The organism is Actinacidiphila sp. bgisy145 (assembly GCF_057708125.1).
Genome location: NZ_JBYIRL010000051.1, coordinates 39,231 through 56,154, shown reverse-complemented (window position 1 = coordinate 56,154; position 16,924 = coordinate 39,231). Strand labels below are relative to the sequence as shown.

Sequence of the window (16,924 nt, the reverse complement as noted above, 5' to 3'; positions counted from 1 at the left end):
CCCCCCCCCCCCCCCCCCCCCCCCCCCCCCCCCCCCCCCCCCCCCCCCCGGGCCGGGTGGCAGCCCGCGGAGGGTCAGAACTGCACGTCGGCGCAGGAGTAGAAGGCGTTGCCGGTGTCGGCGATGGTCCACACGCCGACGATGAGCTGCTTGCCGGTGTGCCCGGTCGGGATCGTGCCCTGGTGCACGACGGTGGCGGGCGGCTGGGCGCCGTTGTAGGGCACGGTCAGGAACGGGGTGGTGTCGATCTCGGACCGGGTCAGCGGCTTCGTGGGGTCGTAGCTGCTGTTGGTCAGGTAGTACGAGAAGTCGGTCGTGGAGTGCTGGGCGGTGAGCTTCCAGGTGAAGGTGTAGCTCTGGCCGCCGGTGACCTGGGTGGCGGGCCAGCCGCCGCCGCGCGGGTCGTCGAGCTGGGCGAAGCGGGAGTTGCCGCCGCTGCAGATGCTGCCGTCGGCGGGGCCGGCGGCGGGGAAGCCCTTGGGGCCCTCGACGCTCTGCGGTTCGTACTGGATGTCGCCGCAGTTGGTGACGGTGCCGGCGGCGCACAGGGCGGCGCGGCTGGGCGGGGTGCTGATGTAGCCGTGGCTGCTGGCGCTGCCGGTGCTCAGCGCGAAGGCGGACGCGACGCCGACGCCGACGACCGCGGTGGCGATCTTCTTGCGCATGGAGGACTCCTGAGGTGGGGGGCGGTCCAGGTCAGGTCTAGACCAAGCCGCACGCTAATCATGTCAACTGAGCATGTCCACATCAAAAACCGGCCAACTCGCCGATCGATTCCCGCCCAAGACCCGACAAACCGCGGCCGCCCGCCCCGCGAGGCAGCCGCACCGCGGCCGGCGGCCACGATCTGACGGGGTGTCAGCCTGCCAGCCGGGTCGCGATGTCCGCGAGGTGGCGCCCCTGGTACTCGGCCGCGTCCAGGGTCGCCTTGTCCGGCCCCTGCCCGCCGCCGCTGGCCCAGCTGGTGCCGTACGGGTTGCCGCCGGCCGGGAAGAGCACCGGGTCGGTGTAGCCGGGCGGCACGATCACGCAGCCCCAGTGGTAGAAGACGTTGTTCAGGGACAGCAGCGTGGACTCCAGGCCGCCGTGCGGGTTCATCGCCGAAGTGAAGCTGGTGGCGGGCTTGTTGTGGAAGACGCCCGCCTGCCACTGCGCGCCGGTCAGGTCGATGAACTGCTTGAGCTGGGAGGTGACGTTGCCGAAGCGGGTCGGGGTGCCGAAGGCGTAGGCGGTGGCCCACTCCAGGTCTTCGAGGGTCGCCTCGGGCACCGTGTCCTTGGTGGCGTCCACGTGGGCGCGCCAGGCCGGGTTGGCGTCGATGGCCGCGTCGGGGGCGAGTTCGGGGACCCGGCGCAGGCGCACCTCCGCGTCCCGGCGCTCGGCGCCCTTGGCCACGGCCTGGGCGAGTTGGTGGACGTTCCCGGTGGCGCTGTAGTAGATGACGGCAACTCGGACGGACACGCGCACATCTCCCGCTCGCTCGACAGTCTCTTCGGTGGTGCGTCAAACGGCCGGCGGGCGGCGCGCATCGCCGCACCCGCGCGGCCCCACGCCCCAACTCTCCGCGCCCGCCCCGCCCCCGGCCGCGACCGTCGGCCCGCGCCGCCCGTGGTTCACCCGGACGGACGCGACGCGTGGGCACGGGGCACGGGGCACGGGGACACGGGGGCACGGGGGGCGGGGGCACGGGTCCGCACGGGACGCGGGCGCAGCACCCGGAACACGGCCCGCTCCCGCACCCGCCCAGCGCACGAACACCCCGCACCCCAGGAGGCAGTGACACACCGCCGCATCACTCCCGCAACATTCGGCCCCCATGCTGGTCGTGATCAACAAGCGCCCTCCCGCGTACGCGGAGGTTCCGGACACCGGTCGGATCGGCGCTTCAGTCGGCGTGGGGCGGGGTAGATCCCTGACGCATCGACTGTCGTGCACCTGACATACGAGACATGGGTTCACCGGTCCTGGGGCGCTGCCGCACAAGTGGGGAGGGCGATGACACGCATGCGCGTGATCCGACGTACCAGAGGTGCCGCGGTCGCGGTGGCGCTGGCGATGGCCGCGGTGGCGTGCACCGGCGGGGGCGGGGGCGGCGGGGGCACGATCTCCGACGGGCAGCACGCGACCGCGAGCAAGCGCCCGGTGAAGAAGGGCGGCACCATCACCGTCGCCGCCGTGGCGGCCACGCCCGACTTCATCTTCCCGCTGGCCCCGGCGACCAACTCCAACGGGTACAACGCCAACCTCACCGAGGCCCTGTGGCCGTACCTGGTGTACGCCGGCGACGGGGCAGCGTCGCAGGTGAACAAGGACAAGAGCCTGTTCTCCGCGCTGGAGTACTCGAACGGCGACAAGCGGGTGACGATCCGCCTCAAGGACTGGAAGTGGTCGGACGGCAAGCCGATCACCAGCCGGGACTTCACGTTCGTGTACAACCTGCTCAAGGCCGACGCGAAGAACTGGCAGGCCCACCAGCCCGGGCTCTTCCCTGACGACGTCTCCAAGGTGACCACGCCCGACGCCCACACGGTGGTGCTCGACCTCACCCGGTCCTACAACCCGGACTTCTACACCGACGACGTGCTCAGCACCATCCCGCTGCTGCCCCAGCACGCGTGGGACAAGACCTCCGCCACCGGGGCGGTCGGCGACCACGACACGACCACCGCGGGCGCCCAGGCCGTCTACTCCTACCTCCAGAAGGAAGGGGCGAAGATCGGCACCTTCGCCACCAACCCGCTGTGGCAGGTGGTCGACGGTCCCTGGAAGCTCAAGGAGTTCCGCAGCAACGGCTACTACAGCTACGTACCCAACCCGGCCTACTCCGGCACCTCCAAGCCCTCGGTCGACAAGCTCGTCATGCAGCCCTTCACCACCGACACCCCGGAGCTGAACGCGCTGCGCTCCGGCGGCTCCCTCGACGTGGCCGGGCTGCCGCTCAACGACGTCAAGCAGGCCCAGGCGCTGCGCTCCAGCGGCTACTCGATCGCCAGCGTGCCCATCCCCGGTGTCGCGGGCATCCTGCCCAACCTCTACAACGCCAAAGTCGGCACGGTGCTGCGGCAGTTGTACGTCCGCCAGGCGCTCCAGTACCTGATCAACGGCCCGCAGATCGTCTCGAAGGTCTACAACGGCTACGCCGACCCGGGCAGCGGGCCGGTCCCGGTGAAGGCCACCAGCACCTGGGCGACACCGCTGGAGAAGTCCGGCGGACCGTACCCGTACTCGCCCACCAAGGCCAAGGCCCTGCTCAAGGCGCACGGTTGGAAGGTGGTGCCCGGCGGCACCAGCACCTGCCAGAACCCCGGCACCGGCGCCGGCCAGTGCGGCGCGGGCATCAAGGCCGGCCAGCCGCTCACCTTCCAGCTGCTCTACTCCTCCGGCCGCGCCACCACCGACGAACAGAACGCCGCCGTCAAGTCCTCCGAGGCGCAGGCGGGCATCACCCTTAACCTCAAGGCCGAGCCGTTCAACACGCTGATCGGCACCATCGGCACCTGCACCGCCGCCTCCCACCCGTCCTCGACGTGCGGCTGGCAGCTGGCCGACTTCGGCTACGAGCCCTACTCGCTCTACCCCAACGGCACCGGCTTCTTCGACACCGGCGGCTCCGGCAACTACGGCGGCTACTCCGACCCCACCATGGACAAGCTGATCAAGGCCACGGAGTACGGCTCGTCGAAGGCGGCGTTCTCCACCTACGAGGACTACGCCGCCCGCCAACTCCCCTGGCTGTGGGTGCCGTTGCGCAGCAGCCTGCTGGTGTACCGGAGCAAGCTCCAAGGTGTCGTGCCGCTCAACCCGTTCTCCGGGACGATCGACTACGAGGACTGGGCCTACACCTCATGACGGGCACACGGTGACGGCCTACCTGCTGCGCCGGACCGGGCAGGCGGTCGTGGTGGTGATCGGCGTGATGGTGGTGACCTTCGCGCTGATCCACCTCGAGCCGGGCAGCGCGGCCCGCGCCAGCCTCGGCATGCGGGCCAACTCCGAGCGGATCGCGGTCTTCAACGCCGCCAACGGCCTCGACAAGCCGCTGGCCGTGCAGTTCCTGACCTTCGTCAAGCAGGCGGCGCAGGGCAACTTCGGCACGTCCTACTCGATGCACCAGCCGGTGTCCACGCTGATCGCGCAGCGGCTGCCGCGCGACGCGGTGCTGCTCGGGCTGTCCACGGTGCTGGCGCTGGCGGTCGCGCTGCCGATGGGCATCTACCAGGCCCTGCGGCGCGACCGGGCGGTGGACCACGCGCTGACGGTGGTGTCGTTCGTGCTGTACTCGATGCCGGACTTCTTCTTCGCGCTGCTGCTGGTCGCGCTCTTCTCGGTGCAGCTGCACCTGCTGCCCTCCCAGGCGCCGCAGGCGGAGTCGGTCGGCGGCATCCTTTCCGACCCGCGCGGGCTGGTGCTGCCGGTGGTGACGCTCTGCCTGGTCACGGTGGCGGGTTTCAGCCGCTACATGCGCTCCTCGGCGATCAGCACCCTCGCGCAGGACTACGTCCTGGTGGCCCGCGCGAAGGGGCTGCCCGAGGGGCTGGTGCTGCGCCGGCACGTGCTGCGCAACTCGCTGCTGCCGATCATCACCCTGCTCGGGCTGGCGGCCCCGGCCATCGTCACCGGCGCGGTGATCGCCGAGTCGGTCTTCAACTACCCGGGGATGGGGCTGATGTTCTACCAGGCGGCCACCGGCAAGGACTATCCGGTGCTGCTCGCCTCGACGCTCGTGGTCGGCGTCGCCACCGTCGTCGCCAGCCTGCTCGCCGACATCGCCTACAGCCTCCTCGACCCGCGGATACGCTATGACCACCCATGACACCGGGCCCGCTGGCATCGGGCCCGCCCCGGCGCCCGCGCCGGAAGCCGGCGCCCTCGCCGTCCGGCGCGGCTCCGGCCGCCTGTCGGCCGCCGCCTTCCTGCGCGACCCGCGCGCCCTGATCGGGCTCGGCGTGGTGGCGGTGGTCGCCGCCTTCTGCTTCCTCGGGCCGCTGCTCTACCGGACCGACCAGGTCACCGTCCACCTCGACCTCGCCGAACTGCCGCCCGGCGGCGGGCACCCGCTCGGCACCGACGCCTCCGGCTACGACGTCCTGGGACGCCTCATGGCCGGCGGCCGCTCCTCGCTCGAACTCGGCTTCGCGGTCGCGCTGGCCACCACCTTCATCGGCACCCTGTACGGCGCGTTCGCCGGGTACTTCGGGGGGTTCGTGGACGCGGTGATGATGCGGGCGGTCGACACCTTCCTCGCCCTGCCCGGGCTGGTGCTGCTGCTCATCGTGGTCAGCATGTTCACCCCGTCGCTGGGGCTGATCATCGTGGTGCTGTCGCTGCTGTCCTGGCTGGGCTCGGCGCGGCTGGTGCGCGGCGAGGTACTGACGCTGCGCACCCGGGAGTTCGTGCAGGCGGCGCGGATGATGGGCGGCACCGGGCGGCGGATCGTCGTGCGCCACCTGGTGCCGAACGCGGCCGGGGTGATCATCGTCAGCGCCACCTTCACCGTCGCCGACTCGATCCTCACCCTGTCCACGCTGAGCTTCCTCGGCCTCGGCCTGCCGCCGCCGCACGCCGACTGGGGCACCATGCTCACCGGCGGCCTCGACTACCTCTACGACGGCTACTGGTGGCTGGTGTACCCGCCCGCGGTGGTCCTGATCATCACCGTGGTCGCCTTCAACCTGATCGGCGACGCGGTCCACGACGCGCTGGACGTCCGGCAGCACCGCTCCTGACCGCACCGCACCGCTCCCCCGCCGCCGCCGGCGACGAATCGAGGAACACCATGGCCGCCCTGCTCCAGGTCCGGAACCTGACCACCCGCATCCGCACCAGCCGCGGTGTCGTACGGGCGGTGGAGGACGTCTCCTTCGACCTCGCGGAAGGCGAGACGCTGGGCCTGGTCGGCGAGTCCGGCAGCGGCAAGTCCATGACCGGGCTGTCGCTGATGGGGCTGCTGCCGCCCGGCGGCCGCATCGAGGACGGCTCCTCGGTGCGGCTTTCGGGCCGCGAACTGGTCGGGCTGCCGGCCCGGGAGCTGCGCGCGGTGCGCGGCAACGAGATCGCGATGGTCTTCCAGGACCCGATGACCTCGCTCGACCCCACCAAGACCATCGGCCACCAGGTCGCCGAGCCGGTCCTGCTGCACCGCGGCGGCACCCGCGCCGAGGCCGCCGACCGCGCCGCGGAGGTCCTCGGCCTGGTCGGGCTGCCGCACCCGCGCGAACGGCTCGGCGACTACCCGCACCAGCTTTCGGGCGGGCTGCGCCAGCGCGTGCTGATCGCGATGGCGCTGGCCAACGAGCCGCGCGTGCTCATCGCCGACGAGCCCACCACCGCGCTCGACGTCACCATCCAGGCGCAGATCCTCACCCTGCTCGCCGACCTGCGGGCCCGGCTGGGCATGGCGATGATCCTCATCACCCATGACATGGGGGTCACCGCCGGGCACGCCGACCGGGTCAACGTGATGTACGCCGGGCGGATCGCCGAGAGCACCGGCACGGACCGGCTCTTCCACGGCATGCGCCACCCCTACACCCAGAGCCTGCTGGCCTCGGTGCCGCGGCTGGACCAGGACCCGGCCCGGCAGCTGCCGACCATCCCGGGCCTGCCGCCGGACCTGACCGGCCCGTCGACCGGCTGCGCGTTCGCCGACCGCTGCGCGCATGCCACCGACCGCTGCCGCACCGATCAGCCCGCGCTCACCGGGCCGCCCGAGCACCGCTTCGCCTGCTGGCACCCGGTGGACGGGCCGCGGCCGCAAGGCGACCTGCCCGCCGTACCGCGCCCGGCGGCCCGTCCGAAGAGCGTGCCCGCCGAACCGAAGCGCGAGGCCGCCGAACCGAAGAGCGCTGCGGCCGGGCCGAAGAGCGCACCCGAGGCCGTGGACGCCCCGGACTCCCCCGCCCGGCCGCTGCTCGAAGCACGCGGCCTGGTACGTCAGTTCGCGGTGGGCGGGGCGCACCTGCCCGGGCGCGGCCGGCGGGTCGTGCACGCCGTCTCCGATGTCTCCTTCACCCTCGGCCACGGCGAGACCTTCGGCCTGGTCGGCGAGTCCGGCTGCGGCAAGACCACGCTCGGCCGCCTGCTGGTCGGCCTGGACCGGCCCGACGCCGGCACCGTCACCCTGGAGGGCACCGACCTCGGGGCGTTGCGCGGCCGGGAGCTGCGGCGCCGCCGGCAGGACCTCCAGATGGTCTTCCAGGACCCCTTCTCCTCGCTCGACCCGAGGATGCGGGTCGGCAGCATCCTGCGCGAGCCGCTGCGCATCCAGGGCATCGGCACCGCACGCGAGCAGCGCGCGCGGGTCGCGGAACTCCTCGCCGAGGTCGGGCTGCCCGCCCGCGGGCTCGACCTGTTCCCGCACGAGTTCTCCGGCGGCCAGCGCCAACGCGTCGGCCTGGCCCGGGCGCTGGCGCTCAGCCCCCGGCTGGTCGTCGCCGACGAGCCGGTCTCCGCGCTCGACGTGTCCGTCCGCGCGCAGGTGCTCAACCTGATGAAGCGGCTCCAGGCGTCGCACGGCCTGTCGTACGTGGTGATCTCGCACGACCTCGCGGTGGTGCGCTACCTCGCCGACCGGATCGGGGTGATGTACCTCGGCCGGCTGGTCGAGGTCGGCAGCGCCGACGACATCCACCTGCGCGCCGCCCACCCCTACACCGCGGGCCTGCTGAGCGCCGTGCCGGTGCCGGACCCGGCGGCCGAGCGGGCCAAGCACGGCACCGGCGTCAGCGGAGAGCTGCCGAACCCCGCCGCGCCGCCGTCCGGCTGCCGATTCCGCACCCGCTGCCCGCTGGCCACCGACCGATGCGCCGAGCAGGAGCCCGCCCCGCGCTCCTTCGGCCCCGGCCACACCGCGACCTGCCACCATCCGCTGCGCGAGCCCGTGCCCGCCGAGCCGCTGCCCGCCTCGGCCTGAGCTCCGGCCGGACGCCCCGGCTCGTCACGGCTCCAGGCCGGCCGCCCGCCCGGACGGGGGCTGCTCGCGGTCCAGCCGCAGTGCCGCCTCGACCAGCTCGACCGTGTCCAGGGCGGGCAGCCGCGCCATCGGCACCCACGCGGCGCGGTCGGTGGAGCCGTCGGCCTCGTCGCGCAGCTCACCGCCGACCACATGGACCCGGTAGACGATCCGCAGCCCCTGGAAGGCGTCCACCACACCGGAGTCCAGGACCCGGCTGCCGCGGAAGGAGTCGATGCCCAGCAGCCGGTCGACGGCGACCTGGTAGCCCGTCTCCTCCTCGACCTCGCGCACGACCGCGTCGTAGGGGTCCTCGCCGGGTTCGAGCCCGCCGCCCGGCATCGTCCACGCCGCCGGCTTGTCCTCGTACGGCCGCAGGTGCGACAGCAGGAGCAGGCCGTCGCGCACGCACACCCCGTACGCCGCCACCCGCAGCCGGTGCCGTACCTCCACCGGCGGCGCGCCGCCCGCCGGTTCCCGGCCGCCGCCGTCCGCCGCCGTTCCGGCCTCCGTTGGTCCTGTCGCCGTCATCGCCCGTCCTCCGCCCGCGAGTTGTGCCGCCACCGCGTCAAAGGGGTGATCGTCGCACAGCTTCGGGCGGCGGCGCCCGCGGGTTTTCACGGGTCGGGCACCGGGGACGCGCCCGAGGGCGCCGCGGCCGGCTCACCGCAGGCGCCGGCCTCGCAGTGCACGACCAGCGCGGCGATGTCGTCGTCGAGGGCGCCGCCGCTGAACCGCACGAGCTGCCGGTGCAGCAGTTCCAGCAGGCGGGGCGCGGGTACCGCGGTCTGCCGCGCGACCCACTCCTGCAACGGGAAGAAGCCGCCGGCCGCATCGCGGGTCTCGGTGACGCCGTCGGTGTAGAACAGCAGCCGGTCGCCGGGGCCGAGCCGCAGGGTGTCCACGGTGTACTCGCCGCCGATCAGCGCGGCCATGTTCAGCGGCGGGGACGGCGCCGACGGGTCCAGCACCCGGCTGCCGGGCCGCGTCGCCGCGCCGGCTCCCGTGCCGGTTGCGCCGGTTGCGCCGTCGGGGCCGCCGCTGAGCAGGATCGGCGGCGGGTGCCCGCAGTTGACCAGCGAGACCTCCCGCCGGCCGGGCCGCACCTCGGCGAGCACCGCCGTGGCGAAGCCCTCGCCGGCGTCCGGCGCGGTGACGGTGTCGCTGTAGCGCCGGATGCTCGTGTCCAGGCGGCGGGCGAGCCGGCCGAGGTCCGGCACGTCGTACGCGGCCTCGCGGAAGCCGTTGGTGATGGCGCTGGCCACCCCGACCGCCGACAGGCCCTTGCCGCGTACGTCGCCGAGCAGCACCCGCACGCCGTACGGGGTGTCGACCGCCTCGAAGAAGTCGCCGCCGATCCGCGCCTCCTCCGCGGCTGCCAGGTACAGCGTCTCGATCCCGACCCCGCCGAGCCGGTGCGGCACCGGCCGCAGCACCACCGCCTGCGCCGCGTCGGCCACCGACCGCACCTGCGACAGGGTGCGCTCGCGCTGCAACCGCACATGCGCGGCGTACGCGGCGGCGGCGGTGACGGCGGCCAGCGCGAACGCGGTGAAGGCCGTCGCGGGTTCGGCGAAGGCGATCTGGATGGCGAACATCGCGGCCAGCGTCAGGACGCCGAGCAGCAGCGTGGCGGACACCGACCACATGGACGCCGCCAGCGCGGGCGCCGCGGGCAGCAGCCGGCTGACCGCGAAGTCCTGGGGCGTGAGCACCGCGAGCACGCCGATGAGGAGCGTCAGCAGCGCCGGAGACCACCACGCCAGCCGGCTCTGCCGGGTGCCGGACGCCCGAGGGCGCCCCCGTCGGTGAGGGATCGTCACGTACAGGAGCGTATCGTCACGTTCGTCCCTTCTTACGGTAATACGGCCCCGGTCGGCGGGGCTGGGTGCGGGCCGGCGGGGCCGCGGCTGGGATGCTGTCGGGCGGACCGCCGCCCGGCGGGCGCGAGCGGAAGGCGGTGGGGCCCGTGCGGGCCGTGGTGTTCGAGGAGTTCGGGCGGCCCGGCGCCGTCCGCGAGGTCGCCGACCCCGAACCGCCCCCCGGCGGCGCGCTGGTGCGGGTCGCCGCGACGGGACTGTGCCGCAGCGACTGGCACGCCTGGCAGGGCCACGACGACTCGGTGACGCTGCCGCACGTGCCGGGCCACGAGTTCGCCGGCGAGGTCGTCGCGGTCGGCGCCGGGGTGCACGGGCTGCGGCCGGGTGCGCGCGTGACGGCGCCGTTCGTCCACGCCTGCGGCCGCTGCGCGGTGTGCGCGCGCGGCGACCAGCAGGTGTGCGCGCGGCAGGAGCAGCCCGGTTTCACCTACTGGGGTTCGTACGCGGAGTTGGTGGTGGTGCGCCGCGCCGACGTCAACCTGGTGGAGTTGCCCGCGCGGTTGCCGTACACCACGGCCGCGGCGCTGGGGTGCCGGTTCGCGACGGCGTACCGGGCGGTGGTCGCGCAGGGGCGCCTGCGGCCGGGCGAGTGGCTGGCCGTGCACGGCTGCGGCGGGCTCGGCCTGTCGGCGGTGATGGTCGCGGTGGCCGGCGGGGCGCGGGTGGTGGCGGTCGACCCGTCGCCGCAGGCGCTGCGGCTGGCCGGGGAGTTCGGCGCGGCGGTGTGCCTGGCGCCGGAGCCGTCGGCGGCGGCCACCGCGGAGGCGGTGCGCGAGGCGACCGGCGGCGGCGCGCACCTGTCGCTGGACGCGCTGGGCTCCGCGGCCACTTGCGCGGCGTCAGTCGCCGGGCTGCGGGCGCGCGGGCGCCATGTGCAGGTGGGGCTGCTGGCCGGCGGCAGCGTCGAGGTGCCGATGGGCCGGGTGCTCGCCCTGGAACTGGAGTTGCTCGGCAGCCACGGGATGGCCGCGCACGCCTACCCGGAGATGCTGCGCCAGGTGTCGGCGGGCACCTTGCGCCCTGACCTGCTGGTCCGCTCGGTGATCGGGCTCGACCAGGCGCCTGCCGCGCTGGCCGCGATGAGCGAGGGGTCGCCGTCGGGCATCACCGTCATCACCCCCGGACCGTGATCGCCCCCGGCCGCACCGGCTGACCCGGCCGCTCCCGGTACCGTACGATCCCCCGCATGGGTGACGTGATCAGGGGCGTGCGGCTGCTCGCCGACGGTCAGCGGTGGGTGCTGCGGCACCGGCGCGACTGGCGGTTCGGCATGGTCCCGGCGCTGATCGCGCTGGTCGGCTACGTCGTCGCGCTGGTGGTGCTCGCCCTGTGGGCCGGGGACCTGGTCGACTGGGCGACGCCCTTCGCCGACCATTGGGCCTCGCCCTGGCCCGGCCTGTTCCGGGGCCTGCTCACCGCGCTGCTGTTCGGCACCGGGCTGCTGCTGTCGGTGATCTCCTTCACCGCGGTGACGCTGCTGGTCGGCGACCCCTTCTACGAGGCGCTCTCGGCCCGGGTGGAGCGCGGCGAGGGCGACTGCCCGCAGGCTCCGGAGCGGCCGCTGTGGCGGGAGGTGTGGACCGCCGTCCGCGACAGCGCCCGGGTGCTGCTGTGGGCGGCCGTCTTCGGGGTCCTGCTGTTCGCGGCCGGTTTCGTCCCGGTCGCCGGGCAGACCGTCGTGCCCGTGGCCGGCTTCTGCGTCTCCGGCTTCTTCCTCGCCCTGGAGCTGACCACGGTCGCCTTCGAGCGGCGCGCGGTGGACCTGACCGCCCGCACCCGCCTGCTGCGCCACCGCCTGCCGCTGGTGCTGGGCTTCGGCGTCCCCCTGGCGGCGGCCTTCCTGGTGCCCTTCGTGGCGGTGGTCCTCATGCCGGGCGCGGTGGCGGGCGCCACGCTGCTGGTCCGCGAACTCCTTCCGCCGCCACCGCCCCCCGCCCAGCCCGACGCCCCCACCGCCGCCGCGTCGCCGCAGGAACCCGGCACCCCGGGCGCCGCCCCCTCCTAAGGCTCGCGCCCGGCGCTGTCAGCAGGCGCAGGCCGCCGCTCCGGCCGGGGCGGTGAGCGGGTCGGCCGGGCGCAGCTCGGTGCCGTCGGCGGTGCGCACCGGGAACCCCTCGCGGGTCCAGTACTCGATACCGCCGATCATCTCCCTGACCTCGTAGCCGAGCCGCGCCAGCGCCAGCGCCGCGCGGGTGGCGCCGTTGCAGCCCGGGCCCCAGCAGTAGGTGACGACCGGGACGGCCGGGTCGAGGAGGTCCGCGGCGCGCGCGGGGATCTCGGCGGTGGGCAGGTGCACCGCACCGGGCACGTGGCCCTGCGCCCAACCCGCGGCGGCGCGCGAGTCGACCAGGACGAACCCGGCTTCTCCGCCCGACAGCGACGCCCGGACGTCGGACACGTCGGTCTGGAACGCGAGGCGGTCGGCGAAGAAGGCGGCGGCCCTCTCAGGTGTGTATGTCATGCCCGAAAGGCTACGAAGCGCGCGCCGGCGCCGGAACCGACGATCCACGGTCCTCGGCGCCACGCACCGGGGAAAGCGTGGTACTACTCGGCCATGACCGCTGATCCCCCGCTCCTGGACCGGACCGACCTGCGCATCCTGGAGGCCCTGCAGCACGACGGCCGCGCCAGCTACGCGGAGTTGGCGCGCAGTGTCGCCATGTCCGCCAGCGCCGTCACCGAGCGGGTGCGGCGCCTGGAGGAGAGCGGGGTGATCCGCGGGTACTCCGCCGTGGTCGACCCGGAGCGCCTCGGGCTCGGCATCCTGGCCTTCGTCCGCCTGCGCTACCCGACCGGCAACTACAAGCCCTTCCACGACGTCCTGGCGACCACCCCCGAGATCACCGAGGCCCACCACGTCACGGGCGAGGACTGCTTCGTCCTCAAGGTCCTCGCCCGCTCGATGCGCCATCTGGAGACGACCACCGGCCGCATAGCCGCCCTCGGCCCGGTCACCACCACCGTCGTCTACTCCAGCCCCCTCCCCGACCGCCCCGTCACCTCGGCCCTCGCCTGAGCTGCCGGAGCCCCGCGGCTCAGACCTCGCCGTCCAGCACCTGCCGCTGCGCCGCCGTCAACTCCCCGGCCTCGGCGCGCCGCAGCACCGACACGTGCCGCCCCGCCTTGCACCACCCGATCCGCCGCGGGCCCAGCCGGACCGTCGTCAAGGACACCCCTGCGATCCAAGTGCCGCGGAACACATGGCCCTTGGCGCACATCACCACGGTGTCGCCCATCTCTCCCCCTTCGGAAACGCGTCACACACCTGTCGCCTACCCCTTTGCGGACGCCTTCGCCCCTCCGGTCCGGCGCCGGCTGTCAGCCGCGACCCGGCGCGGCCAGGTGGGACAGGACCGCCCGGGCGGCCGTGGTGACGGCGTGCCGGGCCTCGTCGGTCGCCTCGCCGGTGTCGAACCCGTGCTCCGCCGAGGGCGCGTCGACCACCTGGACGCCCACCCCCGCCTCGCGCGCCGCCAGGAGGAACTCCTCGACGGTCGCGGCGAACTCGGGCCGCTCGCGGCCCACCCGGGACAGCACCACCGGCAGGCCGCCCGCGCCGCGCACCGCCCGCGCGGGCCGGAAGCGCGGCTCCACCCCCCACCCCGGCAGCGGCGCCAGCACCGGATACGACAGTGCGACGCACCGCAGCCAGTCCGCCGGCTCGGCCAGCCAGTCCGCCGCGAGCAGCCCGCCGACCGACAGGAACCACAGCGCGACCCGCCCGCCGTCCACCCGCGGATGCGAGCGCGCGCGGGCGACCGCGTCACGTACGTCCTGCGCCGCCGTCCGGAAACCGGCCAGGTCGTGCAGCCGGTGGTCCACCACGACGCCGACCGCGCCGAGTCGCGCCACCAGCCGGGCGTGGCCGGCCAGCCCCGGCCAGTCGCGCGGGGTGGGACGCGCGCCCGCCGGCACGGGCCCGCCGTGCACGAACACCACGGCGGGGCAGGGCCCGTCGCCGTCGGGCAGATGGAAGTCCACCCGGCCGGTCCGCTCGCGCGGCCGCGCCGGCACATCGACCACGAACGGCCGCAGGTACCCCGGCCGCCGCTCAGCCGACGGCCCGCGGGCGGCGGTCCCCTCGCCCGCCGCGGCGCGCAGCAGCACCTCGGCCGTCGCGCCCGGGGCGGACAGCATCGGCCAGTGCCCGGTCGCCATCTCCAGATACGTCAGGTGCGGGGCGCCGAGATAGCCCAGGCTCGGGTCGCCCAGCGCGAGCGCCTGCTCGACCATCGCCAGACTCGCCCCGTTCGCCGTGCACAGCACCCCCGTGGTGGGCACGGTGCCGGCCGCGCCCGCCGCACCGGCCAGCCGCAGCGGCTGCGCCAGCGCCGCCCACGGCTGCGGCACCGCCCGCCCCGCCAGCCGCTCGGCCCCGGCCTCGCCGAGCCCGTGGAGGCTGCCGTACTCCCGCCACCCCTCCCGCGACGGCGGCGCCACGTCCCCGTGCGTGCGCACGCCCTCCGCTTCGTCGGCGCACCTGCGCAGCAGTTCCGTACGCAGGGCGTGCGGCGGTACGAGCGCGGCCGGCGGGTCCCCGTCCCGCGGCATCGGCGTGTCGACCAGCACCACGCGCGCCACCCGGTCCGGCCGCCGGTCCGCCGCGCCGACCACCGGGTGGACGCCGTAGCAGTGGCCGACCAGCACCACCCGGCGGGCGTCCGCGCGCTCCACCGCGCGCAGCACGTCCGCGATGTGCGCCTCCAGGCCGGCGCCCTCCGGCCCGGTCTCCCCGCCCACGCCGCTCAGCGTCAGCGCGACGGCTTCGGCTCCCGCGGCCCGCAGCCGCTCCGCCACGTCCTGCCAGATCCATCCGCCGGTGTGCAGCCCCGGCACCAGGACGAACGCCGTGTTCCCGGCCATCGCCCGCCTCCTCACCTGTCCTGTGCGCGCGGGTGCGCGCCGGCCGGGACGGCGGCCTGCCGCCCGGTCCGCCGGTACCGTAGGAACTCCCCCTGAGGGAGGTTCAAGCCATGCCACCGGGCGAGTTGTGGACCATCGGCGAGCTGGCCGGTCGCGCCGGCGTCACCGTCAAGACCGTGCGGTTCTACTCCGACCGGGGCCTGCTGCCCGCCGCGCACCGCAGCGCCGGCGGCCACCGCCGCTACGGGCCCGGCGCGCTGGACCGGCTGCACACGATCCGCTCGCTGCGGGCGTTCGGGCTGGGCGTCGCGGAGATCGCGCGCGTGCTGCGCGAGGACGGCGGCGGGCCGGACACGCTGCCGGCCGGCGGTGCGCTGGAGGCGGCGGTCGCGGGCCGCCTGCGCGAGGTCGGCTCGCGGCTGGCCGCGCTGCGCTGGCAGCAGACGGCGCTGCGGCTGCTGCACGACTGCGACCCCGCCGAGCGGGCCGAGCGGCTGCGGCTGCTCGGCGCGGTGTGCGCGACGCAGGCGCCGCCCGGCACGGCCGCGATGGCCCGCTTCTGGCGGCGCTGGCTGCCGCCGCGGATGCCGGCGCCGGTGGCCGCGCGCGTCGTCGACATCGCCGTCCCGCAGCCCCCGGACGACCCGACGCCCGAGCAGGCGCTCGCCTTCGCCCGGCTGCACGCCTTCGTCTCGGCCGAGTGCACCGGCGGCGGCAGTGGCCAGCCGGCCGCGCACCGGGCCGGGTCCGGGCACCGGCCCGCGGTGCTCTACCAGGGCCTGGAGGAGGCGTACGACCTGGCGGCGCCGCACCTGCGGGCCGGGCGCGCACCGCACGCGGGCGAGGCGCTGGACTGCTTCGTCGCCGCCTACGCCGCCTCCCTGCGAGTCGCGGACACCGGGGCCTTCCGCCGCGGGCTGCACGGCGTGCTCGCCGCCGACCCCCGCATCGACCGCTACTGGGACCTGGTGGCCCTCGTCACCGGTCCGGACCGGCCCACGCCGGGGGCGGCGCACGCCTGGCTCACCGCCGCACTCGCCTGACCCGCCGCCGCCGGCCCTACACGACGCGTTGGAGGGCGACCATGGCGATGTCGTCGGCCAGGCCTGCGGCGGAGTGGCGCAGGAGGTCGGCGCGGATGTCGGTGAGGAGGGCGCCGGGGGCGTCGCGGGTCCAGCGGGTGAGGCGGTCGGCCAGCGGGTAGAAGGCGCCGGCCGCGTCGCGGGTCTCGATGACGCCGTCGGTGTAGAGCAGCAGGATGTCGCCGACGGTCAGGTCGTGGCGGTCGACGTGCTGGTCGGAGCGGGTGAGGTCGCCCAGGCCGAGCGGCAGGTCGGGGACGGCGGGGAAGAGCTGGTGGACGGTGTCGCCGCGGATGAGCAGCGGCGGCGGGTGGCCGCGGTTCGCGATCCGCACGGCGCTGCCGTCGGCGTCGATGTCCACGACGACGGCGGTGACGAACCGCTCCAGGAAGTCGTCGCCGACCGCGTCGCCGGGTTCGCAGGGGTCGCCGCCGCGCTCCAGGTCCACCAGTTCCGCGTGCAGCGCGCGGTCGAGGTAGCCGGGCAGCGCCCCGAGCGGGACCCTGGACCGTACCGCCCGGCGGAAGGCGCTCATCAGCAGGCCCGCGACCTCGACCGCGGCCAGGCCCTTGCCCTGCACGTCGCCGACGAGGACGCGGGGGCCGCCGCGGTCGTTCGTGCCCGCCGCGTACAGGTCGCCGCCGATCGCCGCCTCCTCGTCGGCCGCGAGGTACATCGAGGAGATCGTGACCGGGCCGAGCCGGTCCGGCAGCGGGCGCAGCAGCGCCTGCTGGGTGACCTCCGCGACCTTCCTGGCCTGGGCGAGCTGCCGTTCCCGGCGGCGCCGGACCCGGGCGGCCAGCACCGAGCCGGCGCCGACCAGGACCGCGGTGGTCATGATGACGGGGAAATTCGCGGCGGTGAGGCTGGACCCGTTGTCGTCCGCCGCCCAGCCGACGGCGCCGAGCGTCAGGAGCGCGATCACCAGGACCTCGACCGGCCCGAGGAACACCGCCGAGAGCGCCGGTACGGCCACGAACACGCCGCTGATCCGGATCTCCTGGCCACCCAGGATGTCGACGGCGAGCAGGGCCGCGAGCGCGGCGAGCGCGACGGCGAAGAGGATCGGTGGCGGCCTCAGCGCCCGCCGACCGACCGACTGCCCGTCGGCGCCGCTCGACTCCATGCCTCCAACCTACTGCCGGGCG

Annotated in this window: 16 protein-coding genes; 8 read left to right on the top strand and 8 right to left on the bottom strand. The window is 74.8% G+C overall.

Features of this window, described 5'->3' with window-relative positions; all coding sequences use genetic code 11:
- Positions 1-74: 74 nt before the first annotated feature.
- On the bottom strand, positions 75-665 hold the full coding sequence (locus AC3ERT_RS32420) for a lytic polysaccharide monooxygenase auxiliary activity family 9 protein (RefSeq protein WP_335982480.1): 591 nt from the start codon (positions 663-665) through the stop codon (positions 75-77).
- 193 nt (positions 666-858) lie between these two features.
- On the bottom strand, positions 859-1,461 hold the full coding sequence (gene wrbA / locus AC3ERT_RS32415; protein ID WP_335982482.1) for an NAD(P)H:quinone oxidoreductase: 603 nt from the start codon (positions 1,459-1,461) through the stop codon (positions 859-861).
- Positions 1,462-1,995: 534 nt separating this feature from the next.
- On the opposite strand from wrbA, the gene AC3ERT_RS32410 reads away from it, so the two are divergent.
- From AC3ERT_RS32410 to AC3ERT_RS32395, 4 genes are read left to right on the top strand one after another with little or no spacing between them, the layout of a single operon-like run.
- Positions 1,996-3,849, top strand: coding sequence for an ABC transporter substrate-binding protein (locus AC3ERT_RS32410; RefSeq protein ID WP_435178420.1), 1,854 nt, complete (start codon positions 1,996-1,998; stop codon positions 3,847-3,849).
- 10 nt (positions 3,850-3,859) lie between these two features.
- Positions 3,860-4,813 (top strand): ABC transporter permease, encoded by a 954-nt coding sequence (locus AC3ERT_RS32405; RefSeq protein WP_435138010.1) that lies wholly within the window; start codon positions 3,860-3,862, stop codon positions 4,811-4,813.
- Entirely contained in the window at positions 4,800-5,726 is a 927-nt protein-coding gene (locus AC3ERT_RS32400) for an ABC transporter permease (protein ID WP_335982488.1), read from the top strand. The genes AC3ERT_RS32405 and AC3ERT_RS32400 overlap by 14 nt, the downstream gene beginning before the upstream one ends.
- Positions 5,727-5,776: 50 nt before the next feature.
- Positions 5,777-7,912: a dipeptide ABC transporter ATP-binding protein gene (locus AC3ERT_RS32395; RefSeq protein WP_435178418.1), complete on the top strand. Its 2,136-nt coding sequence runs from the start codon at positions 5,777-5,779 to the stop codon at positions 7,910-7,912.
- A gap of 24 nt (positions 7,913-7,936) precedes the next feature.
- Here the strand turns inward: AC3ERT_RS32395 and AC3ERT_RS32390 are convergent, their stop codons facing one another.
- Positions 7,937-8,482, bottom strand: a complete 546-nt coding sequence (locus AC3ERT_RS32390) for an NUDIX hydrolase (RefSeq protein ID WP_435178416.1) — start codon at positions 8,480-8,482, stop codon at positions 7,937-7,939.
- An 86-nt stretch (positions 8,483-8,568) separates the two neighbouring features.
- Positions 8,569-9,774, bottom strand: a complete 1,206-nt coding sequence (locus tag AC3ERT_RS32385) for a PP2C family protein-serine/threonine phosphatase (protein WP_435178414.1) — start codon at positions 9,772-9,774, stop codon at positions 8,569-8,571.
- Positions 9,775-9,920: 146 nt separating this feature from the next.
- Between AC3ERT_RS32385 and AC3ERT_RS32380 the strand changes: the two genes are divergently transcribed.
- Positions 9,921-10,961: a zinc-dependent alcohol dehydrogenase family protein gene (locus tag AC3ERT_RS32380; RefSeq protein ID WP_435137037.1), complete on the top strand. Its 1,041-nt coding sequence runs from the start codon at positions 9,921-9,923 to the stop codon at positions 10,959-10,961.
- Positions 10,962-11,017: 56 nt separating this feature from the next.
- Positions 11,018-11,836, top strand: a complete 819-nt coding sequence (locus AC3ERT_RS32375) for an EI24 domain-containing protein (protein ID WP_435178412.1) — start codon at positions 11,018-11,020, stop codon at positions 11,834-11,836.
- 18 nt (positions 11,837-11,854) lie between these two features.
- Here AC3ERT_RS32375 and AC3ERT_RS32370 read toward each other — a convergent pair whose 3' ends face one another.
- Positions 11,855-12,292 carry a rhodanese-like domain-containing protein gene (locus AC3ERT_RS32370; RefSeq protein WP_435178410.1) on the bottom strand — a complete coding sequence of 146 codons (438 nt, stop codon included), beginning with the start codon at positions 12,290-12,292 and terminating at the stop codon, positions 11,855-11,857.
- 93 nt (positions 12,293-12,385) lie between these two features.
- Here AC3ERT_RS32370 and AC3ERT_RS32365 point away from each other — a divergent pair, with 93 nt between their 5' ends.
- Positions 12,386-12,847, top strand: a complete 462-nt coding sequence (locus AC3ERT_RS32365) for an Lrp/AsnC family transcriptional regulator (RefSeq protein ID WP_435137046.1) — start codon at positions 12,386-12,388, stop codon at positions 12,845-12,847.
- A 19-nt stretch (positions 12,848-12,866) separates the two neighbouring features.
- Here AC3ERT_RS32365 and AC3ERT_RS32360 read toward each other — a convergent pair whose 3' ends face one another.
- Positions 12,867-13,067 carry a hypothetical protein gene (locus tag AC3ERT_RS32360; RefSeq protein ID WP_435137049.1) on the bottom strand — a complete coding sequence of 67 codons (201 nt, stop codon included), beginning with the start codon at positions 13,065-13,067 and terminating at the stop codon, positions 12,867-12,869.
- An 82-nt stretch (positions 13,068-13,149) separates the two neighbouring features.
- Positions 13,150-14,694: an alpha/beta fold hydrolase gene (locus AC3ERT_RS32355; RefSeq protein ID WP_435178408.1), complete on the bottom strand. Its 1,545-nt coding sequence runs from the start codon at positions 14,692-14,694 to the stop codon at positions 13,150-13,152.
- Between the two features lie 110 nt (positions 14,695-14,804).
- Between AC3ERT_RS32355 and AC3ERT_RS32350 the strand changes: the two genes are divergently transcribed.
- Complete coding sequence (locus AC3ERT_RS32350) at positions 14,805-15,737, top strand: MerR family transcriptional regulator (protein ID WP_435178406.1); 933 nt, start codon at positions 14,805-14,807, stop codon at positions 15,735-15,737.
- Between the two features lie 16 nt (positions 15,738-15,753).
- On the opposite strand, the gene AC3ERT_RS32345 is transcribed toward AC3ERT_RS32350, so the two are convergent.
- Positions 15,754-16,902 carry a PP2C family protein-serine/threonine phosphatase gene (locus tag AC3ERT_RS32345; protein WP_435178404.1) on the bottom strand — a complete coding sequence of 383 codons (1,149 nt, stop codon included), beginning with the start codon at positions 16,900-16,902 and terminating at the stop codon, positions 15,754-15,756.
- Between the last annotated feature and the right edge of the window lie 22 nt (positions 16,903-16,924).